Here is a 25,289-nt window from a genome sequence, read left to right as displayed (position 1 = left end):
CAAACACGGCCTCGACCCGGATGTCCACTCAAGACGGCGCTATGCCGCGCGGGAACGTGACGGGCGACATCGTCGGCGCGGGGACTATCGAATGATCCCGGCCAGACTCGGGGCGGTCGAGCCGCGCACAGCTGGTTTGGCGCGGTAAATCCGAGAGACTGTCGCCATTCGCTTTACGACCTGAGCCGATCCTCTAGCCGCTGTCTCCGACGCGCTTGGTGCTTGGCCCTCGCCGTCATCGGCTCGGCGAGCGCACGGACGGTCGGATGCAATATTCGACTCCGGCTCCGTCGCCGGTCGGTCTTCGCTACTTCGCCGCTGGCGCTGCCGCGCCCGGAAATGACTGGGATGCGCGTGGCACAAGGCGGACACGCGGGCGGCGAAGTTCCTCTCGAGGCAGCGACGACCCCACCCTCAAATTGCCGCAACCACGCAAACAAAAAGGGAGGCCGGATTGCTCCGACCTCCCTCGATGTCGTGTCCGAAACCGGACGCGGCGGAATTACATCCCCGAGCCAGGCCCGTAGGTGATTTCCACGCGACGGTTCTGGAGCTCGCGAACGCCATCGGCGGTTTCGACGCGCGGACGGCTCTCGCCGAACGCTTCGCTCGTGATCGTGCCGTCGGCGATGCCGCGACCCGTCAAGTAGCCACGAACCGCATCCGCACGGCGCTGCGACAGGCCGACGTTGTAGTTCGCCGAACCCGAACGGTCGGCGTGACCGGCGAGCATGACCTGTGCGTTGCCGCAGTTCTGGTAAGCCGAGACGGCGTTGTCCAGAATGCCCGACGCTTCCGGCGTGATGTCCGAGCGATCCCACTCGAAGAACACGATGTACGGCCCGGGCGTGCAGACCGGCGCAGGAGCCGGCGGCGGCGGAGGCGGCGGAGGCGTCTCGACCGGCGGCGGCGGAGGCGGCGGAGCCACTTCCTCGACGACCGGGCCACCGAAGTTGTACGTCAGGCCACCCAGGATGCTGTGCGAACGGTAACGACCGTCGAACGTGCGACCCGAGACATCGACCAGACGGACGTTGTCGGCGTTGAAGAAGCGATACTTCAGCGTCGCATCCAGATGATCGCCGAGCGGCGCGCGGATACCGGCGAGGCCCTGATAGGCGAACACTGTGTCCGAATCGTCCAGGAACGGCCCACGCGTGTTCAGCGCGTAGTTCTCCGCCTTGACGCGAGCGACGCCGACGCCACCGCCGACAAAGCCGGTGATTCCGTCATCGTCGCCGAAGTCGAGCAGGCCGTTGACCATGAAGCTGAGCACCGAGGTGGTGCCGCCGGCATAGCCGAAGTTGCCCGCACCGGTGTTCACCAGAGTGCCGGCCGCATTGTAGGACGGCGTGGTGACGGTCGAGCGATACGCGTCGATGTTGGCACGCTTGTAGCCCACTTCGGCCTCGGCGCGGAACGCACCGAAGTCGTAGCCGATGATGCCATCGACATCGAAGCCATAGTCGTGATCGACGGTCGCAGCGTTCGTGGTGTTCACGCCGGCTGCAGTCCGGATGTCAAAGTCGATGTCTTCCACGATCATCGCGCCACCCTCGACGCCCACGTACCACGAATCATCGCGGGCCAGGGCGGGAGTGGTGAGCGCGGTCGAGGCAAGCGCCAGAACGACGGCAAGCTTCCGCATAAAATCCCCTTTCTTGGTTGTCACTACGGACAGCGCTAACTCACTACCCCTGACATGGTTTCGGTGCAAGCGCACAAATTCGGGAACTGTTGCGGAATCAACACAGGTTAAGCGCCAATCATAAGGCCGTGATGGCGCAGGGCGGAAAGAATGGCGGCGATCGTGGAGCGCCCCTCCGCATCCACGGTCGCGCCGCCGGCCGGACCGGCGATCGCCGCGACGGGGGCGCCCAGCATCGCATGGCCGCCCACCGTCAGGATATCGGCGGCGACTGGACCGACCGCCCACGACCCGTTCCTGAAGAGCAAGCGGCGCGCGTCGGCGGCCACCCACGCGGTCATCCCCTCGCACGGCGGCACGAAGCGCCACCCGCCATCGCTCCATCCGGCAAGCATGCGCGCGTGGCCGCTCCACGCGCCGACCGGCGAATCGCCGACGATCCAGCACGCTCCCGGTGCCGGGCTCGCGGGCGGCACGTCGATCCCCGCCGCCACCACGCCCGCATGGAGCGCGATGTCGATCGACGCCAGAGCCTCGTTATGGGTCATTTCCTTTTGCGCCTGCCCCGGCTGGATGAAGGGCAGGGCGAAGCGCGCCGTCATGTCGGTCATCTCGAATCCTCTCAGCTTGCGATGTCAGTCAAAAACCGGGCGCGCGACGATCCGTAGGTGCCGATCTGGCGGACGCTGGCGATCCCTTCGGAGGCGGCAGGCGGAGCAATCTCGGCCATTGTCGTCTCGATCGCGGCGCTGCCGATCTCGACCCGGTACGCCTCCCGCTCTTCGGCCAGCGGCGCGTCGATTCCGTCGCTCCACCGCCATCCGCTGCGACTGCGGCGGATCCAGCGCAGGCGAGCGATACCATCGAGGACGTCGCTCCGTCCGTGGACGGGCGACGGCGGGCGCACCGAATCGCCGCTGATCGCGGTGCTTGCCGTCACCTCGCCGCCCGCACCCGATGCCAGGACGGTCGCCGTCCCCCCGACCGCCGACAGTGGCAGCGCGACGTCGTTCAGCGCCGCCGCGTCGATCAGCACGAAGCGATCGCCCGCCCCTGCCGCGCCCGCCGCCCACTCGGTCCCCCGCCGACCGCGCCACAATCCGCTCAGCCGCCACGCCGCGCCGCCCAGCGGCTCGGCACGCTCGAACTGGATCAACTCGTCGCCGACGATTGCCAGGTTCGCGCCGCCATCGACAGCCGCGGCATCGGCATCGCCGAGCGTCATCGCCTCGGTCGCCAGCGTCACCGTCAGCGCGTTGTGGCGATCGACCAGCGTCGCCCCCGCCGCGGCGAGCGACTCTGCGACCCAGCCGAGCACCGCCGGCGCGCGCCGTTCCCCGACCGCGACCCAACGCGCGCCGCCGTCCAGGCTCAGCTGCAGCGCGGCCCCACGCCACCCCGGCCCGGTCCCCGCCGCTGCGATCGTCAGCCGCGGCGCGGTGAGCAGAGTGTCGTCGACCGGCGGCATCTCGAACGCGTGGAGCACAGTCTCCCCCACCGCCAAATCTGGCGCCGACACCACTCGACCCGGCGTCGCCGCCGTCGCGATCGGCGCGCGCGCGATCCGTACCAACTCGAGCGTCAGCGCCATTCCTTCGAGCGACCAGCCCGCGACGCGCCACACGCCCGCCTCCCCGGTGATCGCCACCCGCGCGCCCGGAGCAAGCGCGATTGATCGCCAGTCCAGCGTCACCACCCGCCGCTCGCGCGCGACGTCGATCCGCGTCAGCGTCGCCGCCGCCAGCGTCTTCGCCGCACCCGCATCGAGCACCGCCGGCAGTTCGACGCGCAGCACCCGCTGGCCACCGCCGGGCCGGGCCGCGACCTGCAACCCCGTCTGATAATCGCGCGCGGCATCGTAATATTGCACGGTCACGCTGCGCGGCGCGGTATCGGCAGGGGCGATCGCGCGCCGCGCGCGGCCCTTGCCCCCGGTCCCGGCATCGACGATTTCGCTGACCGGCCCCGCACCCTCGGTCAGCGCGCCGCCGTCGCCATCGCTCCACGCGCCGCTGACCTCGGCCAGAGTCGCGACGACGCTGCGCAGGCTGTCGCCATAGGCCGAATACCCGCCGAGCGGCAGCGTCGCGCCGGCGCCATCGACCGCGCCGTCGGACAGCGCCGTCACGATGCCCCCGCATGACACCGGCCCGGCGTCCGCGGTCACCTCGAACGTCAGCGACGGAATGCGATTTCCGAATTCCGCAAGCGCCAGATCCTCGAACACGACATAGGCGATGCCGCGGTGCGCCGGCGCCAGGGCGATCCCCTCCGCCGATGTGATCAGCGGGTCGGCGTCCTGATCCTCGTCGCCCGCATGGACGCGGAACTGCACCGGCATCTTCCAGTCGCCCGCCGCCCCGCGCAGCAGGTTGCCGTCCGCCCAGATCCGCCCGATCGACGCGATGGGGCGTCCCGACAGCGCCACCGCGAAGCTCGCGGCATAGCTGTACGTGCGCGTCGCCGGGCGCGACTTGCCGCCCCCGCTGGTCGTCACATGCTCGATCAGGTCGGTCGACCAGATGACGGTGCCCGCCACCCGCATCGTTCCGAACAGCTTTGGGATCGGCGCGCCGTAGGACGAGGATTGCAGCGCCAGTTCGGTCAGCCGCGGCCCCTCGCGCGTCGGCGGCTTGAAGATCGCATTGTCGATCGCCTGCCCCGCAATCGCGCCGATCGCGCCGCCGATCGGCCCGGCGACCACCGTGCCGACCGCGGTCAGGATCACCGTCGCCATGTCGCGTCCCCCTTTGCCTTGCTCGTCAGCCGCCAGCGGCCCACCACCGGCCACGGCGGCGCGCCCGGCCGCTCGACCACGCGCCTCAAGCCCGCATCGGCGTGGACGAAGCCATCCACGGTCACGATCCCCAGATGCAGCTGGCCCGGCCCGCTCGCCATCGCGATCACGTCGCCGGGTCGCATCAAGCGCACCCGCGCAAAGCCCGCCGCACGCATCTGTTCGGTGAGCGCCCCGCCATCGCCGCTGCGCAGCGCGTACCCGGTCGGCACCGGCCCATCATAGCCGCCCGCCCGGAACGCCACCGCGACCAGCCCGACGCAATCGAGTCCGTTCGCCAAGTCGCGCCCGTGCAGGCGAAACCGCGCCCCCACCGCAGCCTTCGCCGCCGCGGCGATCCGCTCACCCCGCGTCATGCGCCGGGGAACCGCGTCAGCAGGTCGATGCCCGGCAGATACGGCTCGCCGCGAAAGTTCGCCACGTTGGCAAAGCGCCCGCTGCACGTCGCCAGGCTCTTGTCGCATCCCTCGATCACCTCGACCCGGTCGCCCACCGCGACCGCAAACGGCGGCAGCGTCCGCAGCGTCGCGTCGGCGCCCGCCGACGCTGCGACTATTTGCTCTATCCCCGCATTCGCCCCGTCGACCCAGCGCAGCCGCCCGCCGCCCCAGCCGCCCGCAATCGGCACGGCGCTATCCAGCGTCACGATCTCCGCGTCGCTCGCCACCACCCGCGCCAGTTGCTGCCGCCCGGCCATCGCCACGCGGCACCGCCGGTCGCCAAGCTCGGCACGGCACTCGGGCGTCGTCTCCTCGGCGACCGGCCGCTCCAGCCGGCTCGCCCGCCCGCGCAGTTCAGCGGTGAAACCGCCTTCACCGGTCTCGACCGCGCCGATACTGCCCTCGCCCAGCGCCACGCGGTTCGCGGTGTCGGTCCAGTCAACCGCGAACACCGCCACCCGCGCCCCGTCCCAGCGCCCGCCGATCAGGTCGCGCTCCGATATCGCCGCCGACGTCAGCGCGCCCGCCACCTCGACGCTGTCCGCACCCTCACCGCGACGGATAGCCGACGGCGTCATGCCCGGACTCGCGCGATACAGATTGCCGTCGATCACCAGGTCGCGGTCGTGATCGGTCAGGCCTATGGCGATGCCGTCGCGCCGTTCCAATCGCCAGCAGATCGCAAGCGTGGTGATATCCTCATCCAGCCAGCTCATGCCTCGCGCACCTCGACCAGCGGCACCGACGCTGCGACCCCGGCCATGAAGGTCGCGCGGCTGACGGTCAGCCGGTCCTCGGCAAACCGCACCGCCACGTCGAACTCGCAGGTCGCACGCACCGCGACGCCCGCGCTTGGCGGCACGTCCAGCGTGATCCAGCCCCCCGGCTCCAGCGTGAACGCACTCGTCGCCACCCCGCCGACGTTCACCCGCACGCTCCCCGCCACGGGTCGCGTGATCCGCCGCGTCACCTCGCCATATCGCTTCACCAGCGCGAACCGCATCCGCGCGCCGTCACCGGTCCCGATCAGGACGTCACTCGCCTGCCAGTCGAACGGATCGCGCAGGCGGAATCCCCGCGCCGGCCCCATCCGCGCGCGAAAGAACGCGACCAGCGCGGCGATGTCGCCTTCGCTGCGCACCCCCGGCCCGACATCGTAATGCGTCCGCGCCTCGGCCCAGGCGGCGTTGCGGCTTTCGTGCCCGCCCGCGCTCGCCAGCACCGTCGTCGCTTGTTCGGTCGCGACCTCGGCATCGCGGCCCAGCGCCAGCGGGAACAGTACATCGTCGAATCCGGTCATGTCCCTGTCCCTGTCCCTGTCCCCGTCGCTGTCGAAATGGACGAACCCGTCGCGCATCACCTGCGGCAGCGCCCACACGATCGCGCGCCGCACGCCCCGCGCCCGCGCAGCCTCCGCCGCGGCATCGATTGCCGCCCATTGCGCGCGATCCTCAGGCTGCAGCACAAACCCGCTCAGATAATCCTGGCGCTCGACCGGATAGCCCAGCCGCGCCTGCGCCGCCGCGACGCCGCGCGCGGTCGCCCCCGCCTCGCCGGTCGCCGCCCAGTCGTAATCCTCCAGTTGCAGCACATCGAACGCCGGCGCCGCCCACGCGACCGGCAGATTGGCGCGCTTGGCCTCCGGCGCCCGCGGGTCGAGGATCGTCGGCAGGTACGCCAGCAGATGCGTCTCCGCCCCCGGTGCCACCGTCTTCACCGCCGCCGCCAGGTCCGCAGTCGATGCTGCGAGCACGGCACCGGCAGCATCCAGCAATGCCGTCTGCGCGCCGTCCAATGCTCCGCGCACCGTTGCGATCTCGACCAGCGCGCCGCCAAACGCCGCTACCGCCGCGGCGTCGTACAGGCACGGACGGCCGTCGGGCATCGTCCACCACCACGGCTCGCCGACTTGGAATTTGACTGCCAGTCCTGACTCGATCGCATATCCGACGAACGCCACCGCGACCTGGCGCAGATACGCCATCGCCCCGCCATGCGCTGGCGAGAGCAGGGTGGACGGCGGCACCCACCCGGTCAGCGCCGGCGCCCCGTCCCACGCCCGCTGCTTCCAGTCGTTCCAGCAATGCGCATCGAACAACTCGTACGACAGCGACCAGATCACGTCGTAGTCGAGCGCCTTCGCCTTCACGGCGAAATCGCGATGCCAAGCCGCCGCCGCGACGTTCACCACGCCGCCCGCCAGGCTGACGTAATGCCCGTCGCCCAGGGGCTCGAGCCGGAAATAATGGCTCATCCCGACATAGTGCGTGATCGCCCCGCGATACCCCAGCCGCAGCGCGTTGCGCAGCAGCCGGGCCGGCGTCAGGTGATAGCTGTCGTCATAGCCGCTCGCGATTTCCAGCGCGTGCGGCGGCACGATCGTATCGGCCAGCGCAATGACCGCCCCCGCGCCGGTGCAGGCGATCTCGCTCATCTCCACCCACGCCTCGACCGGCGCCGCCAGATTGCCGCCGGCCACCGCAAAATCCTCGGGCACCAGCGACACGAACATCCGGTCGATGTCGCCCGCGAACACCGCCTCGCCCTCGTCCGGCAACAGGAACCCGCCCATCACCGTGCCGAAATCGATCGTGATGACCGCATCGGCAGGCGTGCCCACCGCATAATTCCACAACCGCACGTACCAGCTGCGCGCCACGCCATCCGCGTCGCGCCCCTCGATCGTCAGCGTCGGGCCATCCACCGCGTCCAGCGCGCGGATGCCGCTCGACCGCCACCGGAATTTCAGCCCGCACTGCCGGTAATCGCGCGCGGTCTCGTAGCGCAGCAGCACATGGTCGTGCCGGTCCTCGCTCTCCCAGATCAACCCGGCCAGATCGTCGCGGCGGTAGAATACTGCATCGACCCGCAAGCCGTCCGCCGCCGTCGTCACCACGCTCGCCATCATCGGGCGCGGGAAATTGATCGTCCAGAACCGCGGATCGAACCGCTGGATATGGCTCGTGATCCCGTCGTCGGGCGCCTTGCCCGCCAGCCAGTGCGCCATCAGTCCACTCCCGCCAGCGCGGCCTTCACCGCGCGCGCCACCTGCCGGCTCGATTGCGCCAGCACTCCCGGCGCCGCGCCGCCGGCGGCATTGATCGTAATCGCCACCCGCACCTCTCGCGGGCCCGCCGCGGTGCCGCCAACCTCGACCCGCCCCGCCGATGTCGGCACGAACAGTTCCGGCCCGCGCTCGCCGACGACATACGCCGCACCCGGGCTTACCGGCCCGCCGGTCGCGCGGCCCGGACGTCCGCCCAGCAGCGACCCGATCAGCGCCGCCAGCCCGTCCGACCCGCCGCCCTTGCCCCCGCCCGCGATCGATTCGATCCCGGCGCGGATCGCAGCGGCAGCGATGTCGGACAGCACCGCCATCGCGACCTTGCGCAGATCCTCGAACCCCAGCGACCCGGTCCTGACCGCTCGCAGCAGCGTCGCCTCGATCGCCCGCCCCGCGCGGTCCGCCCCGGCGGCCAGCGGCCCCTCCAGATTGCCGCGCATCGCCGCCACGTCCTGCGCGAACGCGCCCGTGTCGGCGCGCACGCTGACCACCAGCCGCTCGATCTCTTCATCCATCGGGAAACGCCTCCATCAGCCGCGCGAGTGCGCCCGCGTCGATCGCATCGCCGCCCTCGGGCGCCGCCGCCCGCACCAGCGCCAGCAGCTCGGCGGGCGTCGCGTTCCAGAATATGTCGGGGGTCCAGCCGAACGCCGTCCCCGCCTGCCCCGCCAGCCTCACCGCGGCGGCGGCAAAGCTCGCGGTCATCGCCCGGCCAGGATCTGCCCGAGCAGCGTCTTCAGCACCGGCGTCGCCGTCGCGAGCCCACCGGCCACTACTGCGTCGCCGAATGCATCGCGGTCGAGCGCGGGCGGGGGATCGCGCAGGCAGTGCCAGAACAGCGCGACCATCTCGCCGATCGCCAGCCGCCCGTCCGCCGCCCGCTCGACCAGCGCGAACAGCGGCCCCAGTTCGCCCTCGGCGGCGACCAGCGCGGCGAAGCTCGGTCGCACCACCAGCATCTCGCCGCCGACCCGCACCGCGGCTTCTCCTCGCACCGGATTTGCCGCCTTCACGCCGCCACCACCGCGCCGGAGCTTTCCAGCGACAGCGTGTAACTCCGCTCCCCGTTGAAATCGCCGGCATAGTCCAGCCGCGTGACCAGGAACCGGCCCGTCATCGTCTCGCCACCCTCGAAACTCAGCCGGTAATCGTCGAGAGCGCCCGACAGCGCCGACGCCTTCAGCCGCGCTTCCGCCGCGCTGCCGGTGAACACGCCCGCGCCCGACACGCTGACCGATCGCACGCCGGCGCCGCCCAGCAGCTCGCGCCACCCGCCCGAACCCTTGTGCGTGATCGCCACCATCTCGCCGTTGATGCTCAGCTGCGTCGTGCGCAGCCCCGCGACCGTCGCGAACGCGGGCGGCGACGCCCCGTCGCCGACCTTCAACAGAAACGCACTACCCTTCTCCGCCGCCATCACATCTCTCCCAATACATGCCGTGCTCCCGCGCAGGCGGGAATCCAGTGTTGCGGACGCAAAGCCCACCGATCACTCGTCAGATTTCGAGGACACGCAGCCGGTATTCGACGACCGCCAGCCACCGCCCCGGCCCCTCGCCCGCCGTCCGGCTGCGCAGGAACACGCAGCTCGCGATCCGCCATCCGTCCAGGTCGCGCGGTAGTCCCTCGATCGCGCGTTCGGCGGTATCGACCAGCAGCCCCAGCCGCACCGGCGTCTCGCCCGCGTCGCGCAGCCGCACCGCCACGCGCAGCTCGCGCCTGCGCCGATCCTTGGTGCCCCAGTCGCTCGCGGCCACATCGGCGATATCGGCATAGGGTTCGCTCGCGCGGACCGCCGGCCTGTCGAACACGCCGTTCAACACGCCCGCCAATGTCGCATCCCCGCGCAGCGCCGCGCCGATCGCGGCACGCACCGCCGCCGTCGCCGCGGTCACAACCGGTCGCCCAGCCAGCGCAGCCGCGCATCGTTCAGCCACCGCGCCTTCAGCCGCCGGCCCGATACGGCCACGCCGTCCTCGCCGATCTCGACCGCGACCCCCGGCACCCCCGCCAGCGCCGCGGCGACCCGCTCGCGCGCCCGCGCCACCGCGGCGCCCGCGACCCTGCGCACCCGCGCCTCGATCCGCGCGGTCATGCTCGCGTCTCCAGCCCCAGCCGCATCCGCCGATAGGGTCGCCACAGCGCCGCCACCGCCGCCGGCGGACCCACGCTGTCGTCGCGGTGCGCGTACAGATGCGCGGCAAGGCGCGTGATCCCGTGCGCGATCGCCGCCGGCACGCCGGCTGCATCGTCCGCCATCCCGGCGCGGTACGTCACCCGCACACGCCCGGACCCGCTCGCCCGCACCCAGCCGTCGCCCGCCGGATCGATGTCGATCGCATAGTCGCCGATGGCCAGCGCCACCGCGCTGCCGTCCGTCGCCACGCGTTCGACCGCGGTGATCGCCGCTACCGGTGCAGCACCCAGCCGCTGCCAACCGCCCGTCGCCGCCAGCGTCTCCTGCACCTCGCGCCGCACCAGCATCTGGCCCAGGAACGCCTCGCACAGCGTCTGCGCGCTCGCCACCAGCCGCGCGACCAGCGCGTCGTCCTGCGCCGTCTCCAGGCGCAGATACGCCTTTGCATCCTCGCTCGTCATGCCGTCCTCCAGATGTCGTGGGTCAGGGCGCGGCGATGCGCGCGATCGGGCGGCCGCCGCCGGGCAGCGCCATCATCGCCAGTCCGCCGGAGACGATCGTACCCAGCCGCGCCAGCCCGCCGTCGATGAAGTGATAGTCGAATTCGCGGGCGCCATCGGCGACGCCCTGCCGCGCCCAGTCCAGCGTCAGCCGGTCCTTCGCGCGCGTCGCCGCCGATGCTCCGGTGGCGATCGGCAGGCTCGCATTCGCGCTCGCCTCCAGCTGAGCGCCCCATGCCCAGATCGACGCCGTCGCCGGGCCAGCCGCGGCGTCAAGCACCAGCCGGCACGTCGCGCTGCCGGCGACCGCGGGCGCGCTCACCACGAAGCGCCGCCACTGCGCATCGACCTGCGCCGGCGCGCCGACGGTCGCGTTCAGCGCCAGCGCGGGGCCGACGCCGGGGGCATCGCTGCGCAGCCAGATGCTGAAGCAGTGCACCGCCGTCGCCCCCAGCCCCGCGATCGTCCGCGACAGCCGCGACTGGCCGGCGCCCGCGTCGAACTGCACCCGGTCCGCGGCCAGCCCGTCGGGCGCCGCTACCGGCCCGGCGGTCACCACCGGGTCCGCCGCGCCGCTGCCGGTGCGGTCGCGGTCCCAGCCGGCGACGCTGCGGCTGTCGGGCAGCAGGTTGCTCGACAGCCCCTCCAGCACCAGCCCGCCGCCGGCGGCATAGCGCGGCTGGTCGACGGGCACGACGATCGCCCGCCCGTCGTCGCTCATCACGGTCGCGACGGTGCCGCGCTGGAAAGTCGCGCCCGGCGGCAGCATGCCCGCCGTAAAGTCGAATCCGCGCCACCGCGGGCTCCGGCCGTCGATGCGGATCGCGATCGCGCTCATCGTCACGACAGCGCCAGGATCGCGGCTGCCGTGGTGCCGGTCGCGCGGACGTGGCTCGGACGGAACGGCAGGATCGTGCCTGCGGGGACGTTGTTCCACACCGTATCGGCGACATCGCCGACGCCGCGCAGCGTGATGGCGCCGCCCTGGCCGACATACAGCGCCTTGGGCACGTCGTTCAGCGCGACGCTGTCGCTCGGGACGACCGCGCTCGCGCGCGTCGCCGGGGCCGACACCGAATCGGCGCGGTTCGAAAAAGGATCTGCCATCTTCAATGCTCCAGAAAGAAACGGCCCCTTCCCGATCCGTCTCGGGAAGGGGCCGCAGGATTGGCGTCGGGCGCGCCGTGCCGATCAGCTCGCGGCGAACTTCATCAGCTTGATCGCCTCCGAATTGCTCACCGCTCCGCCGACGCGCTTGGTTGCGTAGAAGCTGACGAACGGCTTGTTCGAATAGGGATCGCGCAGGATCTGCGTCTCGCTGCGCTCGGTGATGAGGTAGCCGGCGCGGAAATCGCCGAACGCGATCGACAGACTGTTCGCGGCGATGTCGGGCATGTCCTCGGCCTCCACCACCGGATAGCCGAGCAGCGTCGCCGGCTGCCCGACCGACAGGCCGGGCTGCCACAGGAACTGGCCGTCGCTCGTCTTGAACTTGCGGATTCGCGCCAGCGTCGCCGAGTTCATGACGAACGACGCGCCCTGCCGGTATGGCGTACGCAGCGCCTGGACCAGGTCAATCAGCTTCTCCTCGGGGTTGGCGGCAAACCCACCCGCCGCCCCCGACGCCAGATACTGCAACTGGCCGAACGTCCGCGTCGCATCGCCCGCGGTCGACACCGGCTGGGTCAGGAACCCCTTGGGCCGGTTGGTGCCGTTGCCGCTCACGAACGCCGTGCCCTCAGCCCGGGCAAACTCGCGCGCGATCTCGTCGGCCAGCCACCCCTCGACGTCGAACATCGCGTCGTCCAGCATCGCCTGGCTGGCCGACGGATTGGCGTACAGCTCGCCCATCGGCGGCGCGATCTCGGTAAAGGCCGGCGTGCCCGTGTCGGGGCGTCCGCCAGTTTCCGCCGACCAGCCCGATGGCGTGCCGCCGGTCGACACCAGCTTGCGGTACCCCGCGCTGCCGATCTTCACCACGTTGGCGATGCTGCGGATCGGCGAGATGCTGTTCAGCGTCGCGTCGATCACCGCATCGATCTCGCGCGGCACGGCATAGCCGCCGCTCGCCCCGTCGATCCCGCTCATCGCCTTCAGCTCGACCGTCGCGCCCGACCGGACGAACCCGTCGAAGCCGCTCGTCACCGCCAGGGCGCTACCGCCCGCCAGCAGCGGCCGCGCCGCCGGAACGCCGGCCCCCTCGATACCGGCGAAGCTCGTCGCCAAAGCGTCATTTCCGTCACGCATGCCCGTCCTCCAAATAGGAAAGGGCGCGCCCCCGGTATGGAGGCACGCCCTTTCGTCCAAAATCGATCCTTTTTCAGGCGGATCGTCCGCCTGGCCGCTCAGTCACGACAGCAGCAGCACCGCTTCCGCTCCCACCAGCGAGCCGTTTTCGGCCAGATTCGCATCCAGCCGGCGCACCACCGGCGTCTGCCACCGTCGCTTCTCCGCCTGTCTCACGCCTGTGCTCTGGGTCATCGCTCGGTCTCCGTATCGCTCGGGGGCATGCCGCCCCGGCGTCCGGGCAGGTGCACCGGGGCGACCCGCACAGCCTCAACCAGCTTTTGGCGCGCTGTCGCCTGCAACCGCGACCGTTTCGGTCGGATCGCCCGCTTCCCAGGCATGCACCCGCGCCAGCGGCTGCATCGGCTGCGCGACCAGGCTCACCTCGACCAGCTCGACTGCCTGCAGCTCGCGCCGCGCGCCCTGCGCACTGCGGCGCACGCGGTATCCGAACGACAGCCCCTCGATCGCGCCCGACGCCACCAGCCCGGCGAGCCGCGCATCGTCGATCCGCCCGACGACACGCAAGCCGCGCGCATCCTCGCCGATCGCCTCGACCTGCCCGACCGGACGTCCGCGATGCTGCCACAGCAGCGGCACCGGCCCCGGCACGCCGAATGCCCCCCGCCTGACCACGTCACCGCCGCGGTCGGGCGCATCGAACACCGCGGCATAGCCCGCAAAGCGCACGCGCGCCCCGGTCACTTCGGCACCGCCCAGAATCCCGTCTTCACCGCGATGCCGACCAGCACAAGCGCCAGCACGACGCGCATCACCCACCCGAACGCCGCGCTCAGCGCCGATCGTTTGGCATCGCGCCACGCCCGCAGCATCTCGCGCAGCTCGGCCTGGTCGCCGCGCGCCGCCTCGTCGTGCAGCCCCAGCTTCACCAGCGCGCGGTTTGCGGCCAGCTCGCCCGCTTCCTCGGCGATCGCGCGCAGCGTCGCCATGTCGGCGCCGCCCTCCGAACCTTGCGCCATCAGCTGCGCCAGCACCGCCCCGTTCATGCCGCCTCTCCGATCCCCAGTGCGCGCCGCTTTTCCTCGACGCTCAGGAAGTCCGCCGCCGACACGCTCCGCCACAGTCGCTCGCGGTCCTCGGCCAGCGCCGGCACCCGGTCGAGCGCCACGCCCAGCCGCGCCTCGTCGAACCAGCCGCGCAAGCCTTGCGCGATCCCCGCCAGGATCGTGTCCGCCACCGGCAGGATCGCCTGCCGCCACAGCGCGCGATTGGCCTCGCGGTAATTGGCATAGGCGGCGTCGCCGGGCAGGCCCAGCAGCATCGGCGGCACCCCGAACGCCAGCGCGATTTCGCGCGCCGCCACCGCCTTCAGCCCGACGAAATCCATGTCGGCGGGCGACAGGCTCATCGCCTGCCATTTCAATCCGCCTTCCAGCAGCATCGGTCGCCCAGCGTTGGTCGCGCCGGCGAACCCCGCTTCCATCTCGGTCTTCAGCCGCGCGAACTGCTCGCCCGACAGCGCGCTGCCGTCACCCGGATCATACACCAGCGCCCCGCTCGGTCGCGCGGCATTGTCCAGCAGCGCCTTGTTCCACTTGGTCGCAGCATTGTGGATCGCGATCGCGCCCGCCGCCGCGCCCAGGCAGCCGAGACCATAATGATCGTCCGCCGGGTGGAACGCCTTGATATGCACGATCTCGGGCCGCGGCCCGTCCGCGACCAGCCGCGTCACCCGCTCGCCGACGCGGTATCGATACGCGACCGGCCAGCCCCCGGCATCCGCCTCGACGCTGACCCGCTCGGGGCGCAGCGCGAACAACTCGCCGACGTCCCCCGCCCCGTCGCCCAGCACCTGCACATACGCATTGCCGTGCAGCAGCAGCTGGGCGCTCAGCGTTTCCAGCAGCGCCTGCCCGGTCGATCGCGCCGTCACCAGCGCGATCAGCGCCGGATCCGACCCCTCGATCGCCGCCCACCCGACACCGTCCGCCACCAGCTTCACCGCCCGCTGCGCCACCGGATTGGCGGCATAGCCCTCGCGCAGCTGCGCCTCGTAACTCAGCGGCCATTCCCCGAATGCCGCAGACGACGTCGCCCGCGACAACGCCGGACGCGACTCATCGCGCCCGGGCTTCCACCCGAACCATTTCATTATCGGTCCTCTCCATTCGCCGTGCTCCCGCGCAGGCGGGAGCCCAGGGTCACGCGCGCCACGCTTCAGCTCCCGCGCGCCCTCACACCACTCGCACGCTCGCCACCCCGCGCGCGCCGAGCATCAGCTCGCTCAATCCCCACACCAGCGCGTCGGCGCGATCGGGCGAGCGGCCCGGCCCTTCGTAGCCGCCGCCCGCGACCAGCCCGCACAGCTCGTCCTCCAACGCCGGGAACGCGCCGACATGCCGCACCCGCCCGGCTTCGTAGAGCGTCGCCACCGGCTCCGCCCGCGCCACCTTGCCCTTGCTCGCATGGACCAGCGAAATCTCGTGTTTGATCCCCGCCGCCTTCAGCACCCCCTTCACCAAATCGCCGCCCTGGTTCTTCTCCGCGACCACCCGGTCGGCGCCGTGGCGTTCGACACACGCCGACACCCGCGCCGCCCAGCCTTCCGGGGAAGCACCCGGCGCACTCGCATCCTCGATCACGTAACCCAGCCCATCCGCGCCCAGCGCCACCGCGACGATACCGCACGTGTCGCCGCCCTCGCTCACGCTCGGATCGACCGCCACCACCGTCCGCACCAGCGCCGGCGCGTGGCGCACCCGGCACGCTTCCAGCACCCCGCGCGTCCAAAGGGCGCCGGCGACGTCGTCGATCATCTCGCCGTCCAGCTCCTGCCGCCCCAGCCGCGTGCCGGCGTACTCCGCGGTCACCGCCGCGACGAACGTGTCGGGCAGGTGCGGATTGTCGCGCGTCTTGCCCAGCGTCTCGGTCACGTCGGGCAGCGCCATCACCCGCCGCATCAGCCGCGTCGGTTTGGGCGTCGTCGTCACCAGCGTGCGCGGGCGCTCGCCCAACCGCAGCGTCATCATCAGATTGTCCCACGCCGCGTCGCCGGCCCGCCATTTCGCCAGCTCGTCGCACCACGCATAGTGATGCTCCGGCCCGCGCAACGCCTCGGGCGCTTCCGCCGAATAGGCATAGGCGACCGCCCCGCCCGGCATCCGCAGCTCGCCCTTTGCCGCGTTCCACTTCACGTCCTCGTCGTCGCGCGCCACCGCGATCAGGCCGCTCGTCCCCTCGATCATCACCCGGCGCACGTCGTCGATCGTCCCGCTAACCAGCGCGATCCGCGCCCCCGGCGTCTCGCGCGCCCGCGCCCAGATCCATTCCGCTCCGGCAAGCGTCTTGCCGAACCCGCGCCCGGCACGGATCAGCCACACCCGCCAGTCGCCCTCGGGCTCGAACTGCCCGTCGTGCGACCATTTGCGCCACCGCACCACCAGCTCGCGGCGGTACGACATCGGCATCGCCGCGACGATCCGGGCGCGGTACGCCGGTGGCAGCACCGCCAACCGGTCGATCACGTCGCGCGGCGGCGCAGTTTCGTGCGCGGCACCGGCGGTGGCCACCGTCGCTTTCCGCGATTTGCGCGGCGCCGCCCCGCCGCCCTTCGCCCCGCCGCTCACTTGGCGACCGCGGCCAGCCGCTTGGCCAGTCCGTCGAGTCGCTTCTCCAGCCACGCATCGGTTTCCGTCGCCGTCGCGCGCTTCGAATTTGCATTGGGCCGCGCGGTCCCCTCCACCGTCCCGCGATGCTTGTTCAGCAGCAGCAGCGCCATCTGCACATCCGGCGAGCCGCTGGCCTTTGGTACCAGCCCGGTTCCCGGCATGATTGCCTCCTTCGGGTCGAACAGCGACGGCCCCTCGCCGGTCAGCGACGCCAGGCTCAATCGCAGCAGTTCTTCCTCCAGCCGCTCGTACCCGATGGCGAGCGCCTGGCGCCAGGTCTCGGCAAAGGCCGGGTGCCGGCGGCGTCGGGCGTACAGCGTTTCGGCATGGACGCCCGCCACGCGCGCGGCATGTTTGACGTTGCATGTCTCGGACAGCACAGTGAAAAACCGCTGGACCTTGGCCACTGGAACACGTGGATTCGGTTTCCGTTTCTGCAACGGCGCGCCTTTCGCGCATGCGACGATCGGGCCGTCGATGCGTGCCGCCGTCGCAACGATGCTGTCTCCGCCTTCGCCTTCGTCCGCCATGTCCTCCCCCCTTCGCCCGCCCCCGAAACGCGGACGGGCCGGCGACACGCATGTGTCCCGGCCCGTCCGTGCCGCGCCCGGCAGGTACCACCCCGCCGGCGCTATGCTTGAGGTCCGCGTCGATCGGTCACCCCGGCGTGCCGCCCCAGCACCCAAGTCCCCGACCCGCAATTCCTCAGCGTTCCTGTTATGTGCCAGATGAGCGTGACGATGTCAAGCGTTATTATCCTATCTGGTTCGTTGCCATGCTGCGCGATAATGTCGGGCGCCGCGCGTCGCTTTGAGGTACACTCGGCGTCTGAGGCCGCCCGCCTCCCTCGCGAAAGGATGACCGATGGCCAAGGGTCAGAAGAAATCGAACAAGGAAGTCCGCAAGCCAAAGGCGGAAAAGGTCAAGACGATCGCCGCCAACGCCTCGACCAAGGACAAGCCCGTCCAGATGGTGACGATCAAGGACTGACGACGCCGAAGTGACGCGCGCCGATGGCGACCGGTCACGCTCGTCCAGAAACTGAAGGCCAGGGATCCCGGACCAAGCACACGGCACCAGCCGGACGCTGTAGCGCCGCCCCCCCCTAAGCCCGTTCGTCTCGAGTAGGGATCGAGCGCAGTCGAGAGCCCGTATCGAGAGATGCTCTCCTGAGGCACCACCTTCTCGATACGCTGTCTCCACAGGCTCGAAGCAAACGGCGAGGCTCGATGCGCGAGCGTCCCGAATGTCGATCGGCGCCAGGTCATTCCGCCTGACCGGCGACGCACAGAAGATCGATTACCGCGCCAACGAAATCCGCGGCCTGGTCCTGCGTGCAAAGTTCGTCCGCAGCCGTTGAGCCGGCGACACCCGTAAGTCCTCAGCGCGCCAGCCCCCCGACACAATCATCCACCCCGCCGCGCCCAACGCTCGCCCCCGCGCGTTCCGCCCATATGACCGACCCGCTCGACCGCTTCGTCGCCGCCCAGGCGCACGGCGTCCATGCCGCCGCCCTCGCCGAGCTGCGCGCCGGCCACAAGCGCACCCACTGGATGTGGTTCGTCTTCCCCCAGGTCGCCGGCCTCGGGCGCAGCGCCACCGCGATCCATTACGCACTGGCCGACGTCGACGCAGCGCGCGCCTATCTCGCGCACCCGATCCTCGGCCCTCGCCTTCACGAAGCCGCCGGCGCGATCCTCGCCCACGCCAACCAGCGCACCGCCGATCAGATCCTCGGCCCGATCGACGCCATCAAACTCCGATCCAGCGCCACCCTGTTCGACGCGGCGGTCGGCGACCCGGTCTTCGCCGCGATCCTCGATGCCTTCTACGCCGGCGCCCGCGATCCCGCGACGCTCGACCGGATGCACGGCGCCTGACGCCTCACCCGCCGGTGCGGCGGATCGTCTCGTCCAGATGCACCACCACGACGCCCATCTTGCGCACCGTCATGCGGTTGTGTGCCGACCGGCCATCCGCCGCCGCCTCGATCCACTGCGTCGCGTGCAGCCCGCCCTTCATCCGGAAAGCCAGCTTCAGGCGCCCGCCGATCACCTCGCCCACGACCGGCCCCGCCGCGTCGCTCAGCGTGCCGGCATAATGGCCGGGCGTCACTTGCCGAATACGCCATTCGCGCTGCTTCGCGGGCACGCCCCACTGCTCGACCGTCTGGCGCAGCAGCAGCGTGCCGTCCTCCATCACCCGGCCATCGCCGTGGACGTCGACCAGCGTGGGAGGCCGCATCACGATCTTCAGCCGCCCGGCTCCCTCGGTATGCCCGGCAAAGAAGCGTATCGCATCGAAGCGCACCGGCGCATCGGGCGCGCGCGCTGCGGCCGGCGGGCCTGCGAGCAGCAGCGGGATCAGGGCGAGCGGGGCATGGAACAGGCGCATCGCCCGACAACGCCCGGCACGGCCAAATGTCCCGCGCACGCCTCAATCGATCGCGGTGATCCCCTGCGCCGCCAGGGCCGCGACATGATCCCGCATCGCCTGCACCTGCTCGGGCGGATGCGGCGTCCACTCGGTCAACTCGCCGACGATCTTCAGCGGCGCGCGGCTCCGGTACGACGCGGTCGGATTCCCCGGGAACTTCGTGTCGGTCAAATTGGGGTCGTCGACGAAGTCCCCGGTCGGCTCGACGATATAGATGCGCTCCCGCCCCTCGCCCGCCGCCAGCTCCGCGCCCCACACCGCCGACTCCACCCTCGCCGAGAAATAGATCCACGACATCGCCGCCCCCGACCCGTAGTTCGACGCCCACCCGACCGACAGCAGGTCGCCGACGCGCAGGTCGGCGCGCGTCCCGTGGTAGAAGGGCGGGGTGGCTTCGACGGCATAGGTCATGGCGCAGAGCCTACCCACCCCCGCTGCCGCCGCCAAGCCGGCCCGGCCAGCCGCCCCGAACTGCCGCTGTCACACCCACGCCGATCGGCTAGAGGTTGCCCATGTCCGCCGCCCCGACCAGCCGAGACGCCCGCACCGCGACCCTCGCCCTGCTCGCCACCCGCGCGGAGGGGGCCACCATCTGCCCCAGCGAAGTCGCCCGCACCCTCGCCGCCGCAGCCGGCACCGAAGACTGGCGCGCCGCCATGCCCATCGTCCACACGGCGGTCGACGGCCTGGTCACCGACGGCCTGATCCGCCTGAGCTGGAAGGGCGATGCCAAGCCCACCCGCAAAGGCCCCTACCGCATCGCGCGCCCAGCGTCCGGAGATCGCTAGCGCCTCGTGGCCCCGGCGGCGGGGTGCCCAGCGGCATATTCGATCAAGTCCCAGAGGTTGCCGTAAAGATCGGCAAACACCGCCACCCGCCCATAGGGCTGGTCGGCAGGCGCACGGACCCACGTCACCCCGGCAGCGGTAAAGCGGGCATGGTCGCGCGCGAAATCGTCGGTGGCGAGGAAGAAGGAGACCCGCCCGCCAACCTGATCCCCAACCCGCGCGACCTGCTCGGGCGTCGAGGCGCGGGCGAGGAGGATGGTAGTGGCCCCGACCGGAGTACCGGGCGGGCGGATGATGACCCAGCGCTTGTCCTGCGCGGGCTGATAACTGTCCTCGACCAGCTCGAACCCGAGCTTGCCGACGTAGAAGGCGAGCGCTTCGTCATAGTCGCGGACGACGAGGGCGATGTGGGCTAGGTGGGGCATCTCAAGAAATCGATATTCTACGCGAATAGTCCGAGTGACCGACGTAGCGTAGCTTGAAGCTCTGCCGAAAATTCCGCCGGAGTCTTTGCATTCCACATGACCGTCGTGCAGTGATTAGTATCGAAATGAGTACCTCGCTCGGCAAACACCGAATCTTTGCAAAGATATAATACGGGCTTTCCTAGCCCCTCAGCGTAGCCTGCCTCCCAATATGCTCCAGCATTCGCATGTGTCAGATCGACAAGTACGAAAGCCGCGTCCCTGATCCGTGCGCGCATCACATTGTCGATAACACCAGCGCGCGCCGCGTCGCGCATATCCTCAAGACGATATCCCAGCTCAGATACAGCGGGTTTGACCACATCTTTCAAAAATGGGTCGAGTTCAGGATCACCAAACTGAAGTGCGATGAATCCGTGCGATCCAGCAAATTGACCACGCCTTTCTTCCTCCCATTGTGCCCAACCCTTCAACGAGAGATCAATTCCATCGGGTTCGTCGGCCGTACCTTGGAACGACCGGTTCGCAATTAACAGCAGCCCTCCGTCTGCTAACTGGCGAACAATCCGTAGCGCTGCAGGGCGATTTATCGCACCGATTTGTGCGACGAAAGATTTTGGTGGGTTTCGCGCCGGCTCTCCGGAATTTTGTATACTATCACCAAAGTATTTTAGAATATGCGACGCCTGCTCAGCTGGGCTTGGCAGTTGCAGGTTTGGAAGCATTTCGTCGATAGAATAAGTTGTTAAAGTGATTACGTCTTCGCCAGATTTCGCTGCATCCGTAATTTGTCTTATTCGATAAGATAAGGCAGCATATTGCATAGCACTGAGGTTGCGCTTCTCAATTGCAAGCGTCGTGTTCAAGACAGACCGACTCGCACCGAAATATCCACAATTCTCACAATCAAAAAAAGTGCGGTCGCCCTGAGATATTTCTTTGCTAACAGTGACGTCTCGGCAAATTGGGCAGGCCGTTACCATCAATCATGCTCCCGCCCACCAGCGCCGATGTACAACTCCCGCCCGCCCGCGTTGTAGAGCGCGCTCATCTCCTCCATACCCTTGATCGCCGCGGCCTTGCTGGCTTCCGCGGTTTCCGCGCCGCTCGGGCCGGCGGCGATGAAGCCCTCCGCGCCCTGGTTCTGCTTCGCCGCGAATTCGCGGACCTCGGCGGTGATCTTCATCGAGCAGAATTTCGGCCCGCACATGCTGCAGAAATGCGCGGTCTTGGCGCCTTCCGCGGGCAGAGTCTGGTCGTGATATTGCTCCGCCGTGTCGGGGTCGAGCGACAGGTTGAACTGGTCGCGCCAGCGGAATTCGAAGCGCGCGCGGCTGAGCGCATCGTCGCGCATCTGCGCCGCGGGGTGCCCCTTGGCCAGGTCGGCGGCGTGGGCGGCCAGCTTGTAGGTGACGACGCCCGTCTTCACGTCGTCGCGGTCGGGCAGGCCCAGATGCTCCTTGGGCGTGACGTAGCAGAGCATCGCCGTGCCGTACCACCCGATCATCGCCGCGCCGATCCCGCTCGTGATGTGATCGTAACCGGGCGCGATATCGGTCGTCAGCGGCCCGAGCGTGTAGAACGGCGCCTCCCCGCACACCTCCAGCTGCTTGGTCATATTTTCGCGGATCTTATGCATGGGCACATGCCCCGGCCCCTCGATCATCACCTGCACGTCGTCTGCCCAAGCACGGTGGGTGAGTTCGCCCAGCGTATAGAGTTCGCTGAACTGCGCCTCGTCGTTGGCGTCGGCGATGCTTCCGGGGCGCAGGCCGTCGCCCAGCGAATAGGCGATGTCATACGCCTTCATGATCTGGGTGATCTCGTCGAAATGCTCGTAGAGGAACGACTCCTTGTGGTGACTGAGGCACCATTTCGCCATGATCGATCCGCCGCGGCTGACGATGCCGGTCACCCGCTTCGCCGTCATCGGCACATAGGCCAGCCGCACGCCGGCGTGGATCGTGAAATAGGAAACGCCCTGCTCGGCCTGCTCGATCAGCGTGTCGCGGAAGATGTCCCACGTCAGCTCCTCGGCGATGCCGCCGACCTTTTCGAGCGCCTGGTAGATCGGCACCGTTCCGATCGGCACCGGCGAATTGCGGATGATCCATTCGCGGGTGTCGTGGATGTTGCGACCCGTCGACAGGTCCATGACCGTGTCCGCGCCCCAGCGAATCGACCAGACTAGCTTGTCGACCTCGGTCGCGACGTCGCTGGCGACCGCGGAATTGCCGATGTTGGCGTTGATCTTCACCAGGAAGTTGCGCCCGATCGCCATCGGTTCGGATTCGGGGTGGTTGACGTTGTTCGGAATGATCGCGCGGCCGCGGGCGATCTCATCGCGGACGAATTCGGGCGTCACATAGTCGGGGATGCTCGCGCCGAAGCTTTCCCCGTCGCGAACATACTCGCGGAGCATCTCGCGCCCCAGATTCTCGCGGGTCGCGACATATTCCATCTCGGGGGTGATGATGCCGCGGCGGGCATAGTGCATCTGGCTGACGTTCATCCCCGCCTTCGCGCGCAAGGGACGGCGCACTGCGTTCGGGAATTGCGGCACGCCGCCCGAGCGATCCGGCCCCAGCTGGCCGTTGTCCTCAGGCCGGGTCTCGCGACCGTCATAGCTTTCCACGTCGCCGCGGCCCAATATCCACTGGCGGCGCAAGGGGGCGAGCCCGGCGTTGATGTCGATCGTCACATCGGGGTCGGTGTACGGCCCGCTCGCGTCATAGACGTTGAGCGGCGGCTCGCCCGACGACGGCTCCAGGTCGATCGCCCGCATCGCGACCTTCAGCGGGCCGACGTGAATCTTGCGCGAGCCCCGGATCGGCCCCGTCGTCACGCCGATCTCGGTACGCTTGCCCGAGGAGCGTTCGATCTTCGAATCGATATCGGCCATGTGTCTGCACTCCAAAAAATCGGAGCGCGGGCCACGGAATTCGGGTGAAGACCGCTCCCTCCCTCCGCCGGTGTCAACCGGATCAGGTTCGGCGGGTCGAAGGCTGCACGCCTTCCTCTCAACCGCGCATCAGCGGTCCCCCGGGGATGGCGGCGTTGTAGGCGCTAATATCGCGGCGTCAAAGGCCCTTGCGACCGAACCCGCCGACGCGGCGCAGCGGCGCGGCGGGCGCCAGCGCAACCGGCGCCCCGCCGACCAGATGATCGATCGCCCCGAATTTCGCCGCGCTCATCAGCCCGAGCAGCGCGTCGTAGCGCACCCAGGCGGAACCGCCCCGCACCTGCGCCTGCGCGCCGGTGTCCTGACCCACGACCAGCCCCGCCGCCACGATCGCGGCGATGCGCATGGCGAGCGGCGAGTCCCCGCCGGTCGCGACCGTCAGCCGGACATGGCACGCATGGTCCGGCGCGCCGGCAAGTCCCGCCGGCAAGGGCGCGCCCGACGCCACGATCGTCACGACGATATCGTCCCCGTTTCGCGCCCCCGTCAGCGTCCGCGGCACGCGCAGTCCCTGATCGCTGGCGTCACGGGTCCAGCGCGCGTCCGGCACCGCTTGCGCCAGCTGCTCAAGCACGTCGTCGACGGGAAACCCGATCGCGCGGGTCAACGCCACATATGCCACCAAGCCGTCTTGCGCATCCGCCGGGCTCGCCGTCCCCGCTACGGCAGCAGCCTGCACGACCGCCGCCGCCGCCCGCTCGGCGCGCTCGCCCGCCAGCATGTCGCGGATCACGTCGCTCATCCCCGTCGTGTCGCGGTCGCACGCGCGATCGAGGAAATCCTGCAACACCCCGTCGAAACCGTCATCGCTCGCCACGGGTGCCGCCGCGGCGACGTCGGCCTTCGGCACCACCAGCGCATCGGTATCGCCGAATTCCAGGAACAACGCCTGCACCGGCTGGTCGCGCTCCGCCCGGCTAGGCCCCAGAAAGCATCGGATCGCTTTGTCGCCCTTCGTCCGCCCGGCGGTGTCGCCGTGGCCGATGACGGGTCCGTTATCCAGCAGGTAGACGATCAGGTCGCTCATCTGGTCGCGCACTTCGTCGCACGGCAATGCCGCGTTCCACACCTCCAGCTCATGGCCCAGGAACGGCTCCAGCCCGCTGGTCGACAGGCAGACGTTGCCGTCGGCCATGCTGTGCGGCTTGGTCCAGCTCCACAGCATTACCGGCAGCTGGTCGCGCGCCAGTATGCCGAGAAAACCGGCGGCGCGATCGGGTTCGTAGATCGTGCCGATCGCCCCGTTCACCACCGCGACGACGCCGGGCAGGCGCGCGATCATGCCGGTCAGCAGCGTCATCACCTTTGCAACCTGGCGCACGGTCGCGAAATCGCTGGCGGCGGTGTCCAGCACCGACCCGATCGTCAGGTGCATCGCGTGGCCCGCCACGGCCGCGCGGTCGCCCTGGAACCAGAAACTGCGCGTGTAGCTGTCCTCCCAGATTTCGGGCGGGACGGGCGCGGTCGATGCCTGGACGGCGATGCACGTGCCGCGCCCGACCAGCGCATCGCCGCGCACTTCCCAGCCGCCGTCGAGATCGAGGTCGCGAGCGAACTCCGCCGCCTGCGCCCAGTGCGGCTGGACGCGGCGGTCGCACAGCACCAGCATCAGCGGCAGCACGCGGCGGCTGTAGTCCGCCCCGCTCAAATCGACCCGCGGCGCTGCGGTGCGCACCGGCTCCACGCTTCGCCCCGGTGCCAGCGCCGCCAGCATCGTCGCCGCCTCGACCAGCGACGTGCCGTCGTTCACCAGCTTCACGACTTCGGTCAGCCCGCCCGCCGCCAGCCAGGCGCCACCCGGCACCAGCTGGCACCGCGCGTCGTCCGCATCGGGGATCATCAGGATCGCGGCAGTCAGCGCGACGATGCGGTCGGCGACCGCCTGATGCTCGGTGGTCGGCGTAAAAATCTCGAGGTACCATTCGCCCGCCGGCCCGCCCGGAAACCGCCCCAGCGTGCAGCGATATTCGGTGAAGATCACGGTGGCGCTCGATCGCCCGGCGATCAGCCCGGTCTGGCCGAACACCCCCATCTGCTTGGCGCCGCCATCGTCGTCCTCGCCGCATTGCCAGCGGTACAGCGGCAGGTACTTGCCCAGCATCTCGCGCAGCGGAGCGATCGGGAACGGAACGGGCTGGCTGAAGACGATGACGGCCATGAGCGGTCTCTTGCGGGCG

At 69.8% G+C, this 25,289-nt stretch carries 31 protein-coding genes and 1 riboswitch; of the genes, 3 read left to right on the top strand and 28 right to left on the bottom strand.

Features of this window, described 5'->3' with window-relative positions:
* Window positions 1-502 precede the first annotated feature (502 nt).
* The 22 genes from M9980_RS13140 to M9980_RS13040 all read right to left on the bottom strand — a co-directional run bounded on the left by M9980_RS13140 (window position 503) and on the right by M9980_RS13040 (window position 16,908).
* A complete protein-coding gene (locus M9980_RS13140) occupies window positions 503-1,648 on the bottom strand; it encodes an OmpA family protein (RefSeq protein WP_250751674.1) in 1,146 nt (381 codons plus the stop codon).
* 107 nt (window positions 1,649-1,755) lie between these two features.
* The gene (locus M9980_RS13135; RefSeq protein ID WP_250751673.1) at window positions 1,756-2,259 is read right to left on the bottom strand and encodes a DUF2793 domain-containing protein; all 504 of its coding nucleotides are present in this window, start codon (window positions 2,257-2,259) and stop codon (window positions 1,756-1,758) included.
* A gap of 11 nt (window positions 2,260-2,270) precedes the next feature.
* Window positions 2,271-4,385: a GTA baseplate fiber-binding domain-containing protein gene (locus M9980_RS13130; protein WP_250751671.1), complete on the bottom strand. Its 2,115-nt coding sequence runs from the start codon at window positions 4,383-4,385 to the stop codon at window positions 2,271-2,273.
* Window positions 4,373-4,801, bottom strand: a complete 429-nt coding sequence (locus M9980_RS13125) for a C40 family peptidase (protein ID WP_250751669.1) — start codon at window positions 4,799-4,801, stop codon at window positions 4,373-4,375. Before M9980_RS13125 ends, M9980_RS13130 begins: the two co-directional genes overlap by 13 nt.
* Window positions 4,798-5,601: a DUF2163 domain-containing protein gene (locus M9980_RS13120; protein WP_250751667.1), complete on the bottom strand. Its 804-nt coding sequence runs from the start codon at window positions 5,599-5,601 to the stop codon at window positions 4,798-4,800. Before M9980_RS13120 ends, M9980_RS13125 begins: the two co-directional genes overlap by 4 nt.
* On the bottom strand, window positions 5,598-7,892 hold the full coding sequence (locus M9980_RS13115) for a DUF2460 domain-containing protein (RefSeq protein ID WP_250751665.1): 2,295 nt from the start codon (window positions 7,890-7,892) through the stop codon (window positions 5,598-5,600). Before M9980_RS13115 ends, M9980_RS13120 begins: the two co-directional genes overlap by 4 nt.
* Window positions 7,892-8,464 carry a tail tape measure protein gene (locus M9980_RS13110; protein ID WP_250751663.1) on the bottom strand — a complete coding sequence of 191 codons (573 nt, stop codon included), beginning with the start codon at window positions 8,462-8,464 and terminating at the stop codon, window positions 7,892-7,894. Before M9980_RS13110 ends, M9980_RS13115 begins: the two co-directional genes overlap by 1 nt.
* Complete coding sequence (locus M9980_RS13105; RefSeq protein WP_250751661.1) at window positions 8,457-8,654, bottom strand: phage tail assembly chaperone; 198 nt, start codon at window positions 8,652-8,654, stop codon at window positions 8,457-8,459. Before M9980_RS13105 ends, M9980_RS13110 begins: the two co-directional genes overlap by 8 nt.
* Window positions 8,651-8,908: a gene transfer agent family protein gene (locus M9980_RS13100; protein ID WP_250754957.1), complete on the bottom strand. Its 258-nt coding sequence runs from the start codon at window positions 8,906-8,908 to the stop codon at window positions 8,651-8,653. The genes M9980_RS13105 and M9980_RS13100 overlap by 4 nt, the downstream gene beginning before the upstream one ends.
* Before the next feature lie 50 nt (window positions 8,909-8,958).
* On the bottom strand, window positions 8,959-9,366 hold the full coding sequence (locus M9980_RS13095; protein WP_250751659.1) for a phage major tail protein, TP901-1 family: 408 nt from the start codon (window positions 9,364-9,366) through the stop codon (window positions 8,959-8,961).
* Between the two features lie 79 nt (window positions 9,367-9,445).
* Window positions 9,446-9,844 (bottom strand): tail completion protein gp17, encoded by a 399-nt coding sequence (gene gp17, locus M9980_RS13090; protein WP_250751656.1) that lies wholly within the window; start codon window positions 9,842-9,844, stop codon window positions 9,446-9,448.
* A complete protein-coding gene (locus M9980_RS13085) occupies window positions 9,841-10,044 on the bottom strand; it encodes a hypothetical protein (RefSeq protein WP_250751654.1) in 204 nt (67 codons plus the stop codon). Before M9980_RS13085 ends, gp17 begins: the two co-directional genes overlap by 4 nt.
* Window positions 10,041-10,547, bottom strand: coding sequence for a head-tail connector protein (locus tag M9980_RS13080; RefSeq protein WP_250751651.1), 507 nt, complete (start codon window positions 10,545-10,547; stop codon window positions 10,041-10,043). The genes M9980_RS13085 and M9980_RS13080 overlap by 4 nt, the downstream gene beginning before the upstream one ends.
* Window positions 10,548-10,569: 22 nt before the next feature.
* Window positions 10,570-11,424, bottom strand: a complete 855-nt coding sequence (locus M9980_RS13075; protein ID WP_422921402.1) for a phage head spike fiber domain-containing protein — start codon at window positions 11,422-11,424, stop codon at window positions 10,570-10,572.
* Window positions 11,425-11,426: 2 nt separating this feature from the next.
* A complete protein-coding gene (locus M9980_RS13070; RefSeq protein WP_250751647.1) occupies window positions 11,427-11,693 on the bottom strand; it encodes a spike base protein, RCAP_Rcc01079 family in 267 nt (88 codons plus the stop codon).
* A gap of 84 nt (window positions 11,694-11,777) precedes the next feature.
* Window positions 11,778-12,833, bottom strand: a complete 1,056-nt coding sequence (locus M9980_RS13065; protein ID WP_250751644.1) for a phage major capsid protein — start codon at window positions 12,831-12,833, stop codon at window positions 11,778-11,780.
* A 102-nt stretch (window positions 12,834-12,935) separates the two neighbouring features.
* Window positions 12,936-13,067, bottom strand: a complete 132-nt coding sequence (locus M9980_RS14285; protein ID WP_277998303.1) for a hypothetical protein — start codon at window positions 13,065-13,067, stop codon at window positions 12,936-12,938.
* Between the two features lie 75 nt (window positions 13,068-13,142).
* Window positions 13,143-13,577, bottom strand: a complete 435-nt coding sequence (locus tag M9980_RS13060; protein ID WP_250751642.1) for an HK97 family phage prohead protease — start codon at window positions 13,575-13,577, stop codon at window positions 13,143-13,145.
* Complete coding sequence (locus tag M9980_RS13055; protein WP_250751640.1) at window positions 13,574-13,879, bottom strand: DUF6127 family protein; 306 nt, start codon at window positions 13,877-13,879, stop codon at window positions 13,574-13,576. Before M9980_RS13055 ends, M9980_RS13060 begins: the two co-directional genes overlap by 4 nt.
* The gene (locus M9980_RS13050; RefSeq protein ID WP_250751638.1) at window positions 13,876-14,985 is read right to left on the bottom strand and encodes a phage portal protein; all 1,110 of its coding nucleotides are present in this window, start codon (window positions 14,983-14,985) and stop codon (window positions 13,876-13,878) included. Before M9980_RS13050 ends, M9980_RS13055 begins: the two co-directional genes overlap by 4 nt.
* Before the next feature lie 82 nt (window positions 14,986-15,067).
* Window positions 15,068-16,300, bottom strand: a complete 1,233-nt coding sequence (locus tag M9980_RS13045; RefSeq protein ID WP_250754956.1) for a DNA-packaging protein — start codon at window positions 16,298-16,300, stop codon at window positions 15,068-15,070.
* A 155-nt stretch (window positions 16,301-16,455) separates the two neighbouring features.
* Window positions 16,456-16,908 carry a hypothetical protein gene (locus M9980_RS13040; RefSeq protein ID WP_250751636.1) on the bottom strand — a complete coding sequence of 151 codons (453 nt, stop codon included), beginning with the start codon at window positions 16,906-16,908 and terminating at the stop codon, window positions 16,456-16,458.
* 457 nt (window positions 16,909-17,365) lie between these two features.
* On the opposite strand from M9980_RS13040, the gene M9980_RS14280 reads away from it, so the two are divergent.
* Both M9980_RS14280 and M9980_RS13030 read left to right on the top strand, forming a co-directional pair.
* Window positions 17,366-17,491, top strand: coding sequence for a hypothetical protein (locus tag M9980_RS14280; RefSeq protein ID WP_277998302.1), 126 nt, complete (start codon window positions 17,366-17,368; stop codon window positions 17,489-17,491).
* 464 nt (window positions 17,492-17,955) lie between these two features.
* Window positions 17,956-18,381 carry a DUF1810 domain-containing protein gene (locus M9980_RS13030; protein WP_250751634.1) on the top strand — a complete coding sequence of 142 codons (426 nt, stop codon included), beginning with the start codon at window positions 17,956-17,958 and terminating at the stop codon, window positions 18,379-18,381.
* 4 nt (window positions 18,382-18,385) lie between these two features.
* On the opposite strand, the gene M9980_RS13025 is transcribed toward M9980_RS13030, so the two are convergent.
* Both M9980_RS13025 and arr read right to left on the bottom strand, forming a co-directional pair.
* On the bottom strand, window positions 18,386-18,895 hold the full coding sequence (locus tag M9980_RS13025) for a DUF3833 domain-containing protein (RefSeq protein WP_250751632.1): 510 nt from the start codon (window positions 18,893-18,895) through the stop codon (window positions 18,386-18,388).
* A 42-nt stretch (window positions 18,896-18,937) separates the two neighbouring features.
* Window positions 18,938-19,348 (bottom strand): NAD(+)--rifampin ADP-ribosyltransferase, encoded by a 411-nt coding sequence (gene arr / locus M9980_RS13020; RefSeq protein ID WP_250751630.1) that lies wholly within the window; start codon window positions 19,346-19,348, stop codon window positions 18,938-18,940.
* 101 nt (window positions 19,349-19,449) lie between these two features.
* On the opposite strand from arr, the gene M9980_RS13015 reads away from it, so the two are divergent.
* The gene (locus tag M9980_RS13015) at window positions 19,450-19,725 is read left to right on the top strand and encodes a DUF3253 domain-containing protein (RefSeq protein WP_250754954.1); all 276 of its coding nucleotides are present in this window, start codon (window positions 19,450-19,452) and stop codon (window positions 19,723-19,725) included.
* Here M9980_RS13015 and M9980_RS13010 read toward each other — a convergent pair.
* The 4 genes from M9980_RS13010 to M9980_RS12995 form a co-directional block, all read right to left on the bottom strand.
* Window positions 19,722-20,150, bottom strand: coding sequence for a VOC family protein (locus tag M9980_RS13010; protein WP_250751627.1), 429 nt, complete (start codon window positions 20,148-20,150; stop codon window positions 19,722-19,724). The genes M9980_RS13015 and M9980_RS13010 overlap by 4 nt on opposite strands.
* Window positions 20,151-20,167: 17 nt before the next feature.
* Window positions 20,168-21,016, bottom strand: coding sequence for a nucleoside 2-deoxyribosyltransferase (locus M9980_RS13005; RefSeq protein ID WP_250751625.1), 849 nt, complete (start codon window positions 21,014-21,016; stop codon window positions 20,168-20,170).
* A gap of 116 nt (window positions 21,017-21,132) precedes the next feature.
* Window positions 21,133-23,052, bottom strand: a complete 1,920-nt coding sequence (gene thiC / locus M9980_RS13000; protein ID WP_277998301.1) for a phosphomethylpyrimidine synthase ThiC — start codon at window positions 23,050-23,052, stop codon at window positions 21,133-21,135.
* 42 nt (window positions 23,053-23,094) lie between these two features.
* Window positions 23,095-23,205, bottom strand: a riboswitch (TPP riboswitch).
* A 25-nt stretch (window positions 23,206-23,230) separates the two neighbouring features.
* Window positions 23,231-25,270 (bottom strand): DUF4261 domain-containing protein, encoded by a 2,040-nt coding sequence (locus tag M9980_RS12995; protein WP_250751623.1) that lies wholly within the window; start codon window positions 25,268-25,270, stop codon window positions 23,231-23,233.
* Window positions 25,271-25,289 lie beyond the last annotated feature (19 nt).

Source organism: Sphingomonas donggukensis (assembly GCF_023674425.1).
GTDB lineage: Bacteria > Pseudomonadota > Alphaproteobacteria > Sphingomonadales > Sphingomonadaceae > Sphingomonas > Sphingomonas donggukensis.
The sequence above is the reverse complement of the archived record's forward strand: the minus strand, read 5'-3'. Positions and strand labels throughout refer to the sequence as shown.

Bases quoted from the DNA above. Each gene is read 5' to 3' on its own strand.
- M9980_RS13140 (WP_250751674.1), bottom strand. From the start codon at position 1,648: ATGCGGAAGCTTGCCGTCGTTCTGGCGCTTGCCTCGACCGCGCTCACC.
- M9980_RS13135 (WP_250751673.1), bottom strand. From the start codon at position 2,259: ATGACCGACATGACGGCGCGCTTCGCCCTGCCCTTCATCCAGCCGGGG.
- M9980_RS13130 (WP_250751671.1), bottom strand. From the start codon at position 4,385: ATGGCGACGGTGATCCTGACCGCGGTCGGCACGGTGGTCGCCGGGCCG.
- M9980_RS13125 (WP_250751669.1), bottom strand. From the start codon at position 4,801: ATGACGCGGGGTGAGCGGATCGCCGCGGCGGCGAAGGCTGCGGTGGGG.
- M9980_RS13120 (WP_250751667.1), bottom strand. From the start codon at position 5,601: ATGAGCTGGCTGGATGAGGATATCACCACGCTTGCGATCTGCTGGCGA.
- M9980_RS13115 (WP_250751665.1), bottom strand. From the start codon at position 7,892: ATGGCGCACTGGCTGGCGGGCAAGGCGCCCGACGACGGGATCACGAGC.
- M9980_RS13110 (WP_250751663.1), bottom strand. From the start codon at position 8,464: ATGGATGAAGAGATCGAGCGGCTGGTGGTCAGCGTGCGCGCCGACACG.
- M9980_RS13105 (WP_250751661.1), bottom strand. From the start codon at position 8,654: ATGACCGCGAGCTTTGCCGCCGCCGCGGTGAGGCTGGCGGGGCAGGCG.
- M9980_RS13100 (WP_250754957.1), bottom strand. From the start codon at position 8,908: ATGCTGGTGGTGCGACCGAGCTTCGCCGCGCTGGTCGCCGCCGAGGGC.
- M9980_RS13095 (WP_250751659.1), bottom strand. From the start codon at position 9,366: ATGGCGGCGGAGAAGGGTAGTGCGTTTCTGTTGAAGGTCGGCGACGGG.
- M9980_RS13085 (WP_250751654.1), bottom strand. From the start codon at position 10,044: ATGACCGCGCGGATCGAGGCGCGGGTGCGCAGGGTCGCGGGCGCCGCG.
- M9980_RS13080 (WP_250751651.1), bottom strand. From the start codon at position 10,547: ATGACGAGCGAGGATGCAAAGGCGTATCTGCGCCTGGAGACGGCGCAG.
- M9980_RS13075 (WP_422921402.1), bottom strand. From the start codon at position 11,424: ATGAGCGCGATCGCGATCCGCATCGACGGCCGGAGCCCGCGGTGGCGC.
- M9980_RS13070 (WP_250751647.1), bottom strand. From the start codon at position 11,693: ATGGCAGATCCTTTTTCGAACCGCGCCGATTCGGTGTCGGCCCCGGCG.
- M9980_RS13065 (WP_250751644.1), bottom strand. From the start codon at position 12,833: ATGCGTGACGGAAATGACGCTTTGGCGACGAGCTTCGCCGGTATCGAG.
- M9980_RS14285 (WP_277998303.1), bottom strand. From the start codon at position 13,067: ATGACCCAGAGCACAGGCGTGAGACAGGCGGAGAAGCGACGGTGGCAG.
- M9980_RS13055 (WP_250751640.1), bottom strand. From the start codon at position 13,879: ATGAACGGGGCGGTGCTGGCGCAGCTGATGGCGCAAGGTTCGGAGGGC.
- M9980_RS13050 (WP_250751638.1), bottom strand. From the start codon at position 14,985: ATGAAATGGTTCGGGTGGAAGCCCGGGCGCGATGAGTCGCGTCCGGCG.
- M9980_RS13045 (WP_250754956.1), bottom strand. From the start codon at position 16,300: ATGCCGATGTCGTACCGCCGCGAGCTGGTGGTGCGGTGGCGCAAATGG.
- M9980_RS14280 (WP_277998302.1), top strand. From the start codon at position 17,366: ATGGCCAAGGGTCAGAAGAAATCGAACAAGGAAGTCCGCAAGCCAAAG.
- M9980_RS13030 (WP_250751634.1), top strand. From the start codon at position 17,956: ATGACCGACCCGCTCGACCGCTTCGTCGCCGCCCAGGCGCACGGCGTC.
- M9980_RS13025 (WP_250751632.1), bottom strand. From the start codon at position 18,895: ATGCGCCTGTTCCATGCCCCGCTCGCCCTGATCCCGCTGCTGCTCGCA.
- arr (WP_250751630.1), bottom strand. From the start codon at position 19,348: ATGACCTATGCCGTCGAAGCCACCCCGCCCTTCTACCACGGGACGCGC.
- M9980_RS13015 (WP_250754954.1), top strand. From the start codon at position 19,450: ATGTCCGCCGCCCCGACCAGCCGAGACGCCCGCACCGCGACCCTCGCC.
- M9980_RS13010 (WP_250751627.1), bottom strand. From the start codon at position 20,150: ATGCCCCACCTAGCCCACATCGCCCTCGTCGTCCGCGACTATGACGAA.
- thiC (WP_277998301.1), bottom strand. From the start codon at position 23,052: ATGGCCGATATCGATTCGAAGATCGAACGCTCCTCGGGCAAGCGTACC.
- M9980_RS12995 (WP_250751623.1), bottom strand. From the start codon at position 25,270: ATGGCCGTCATCGTCTTCAGCCAGCCCGTTCCGTTCCCGATCGCTCCG.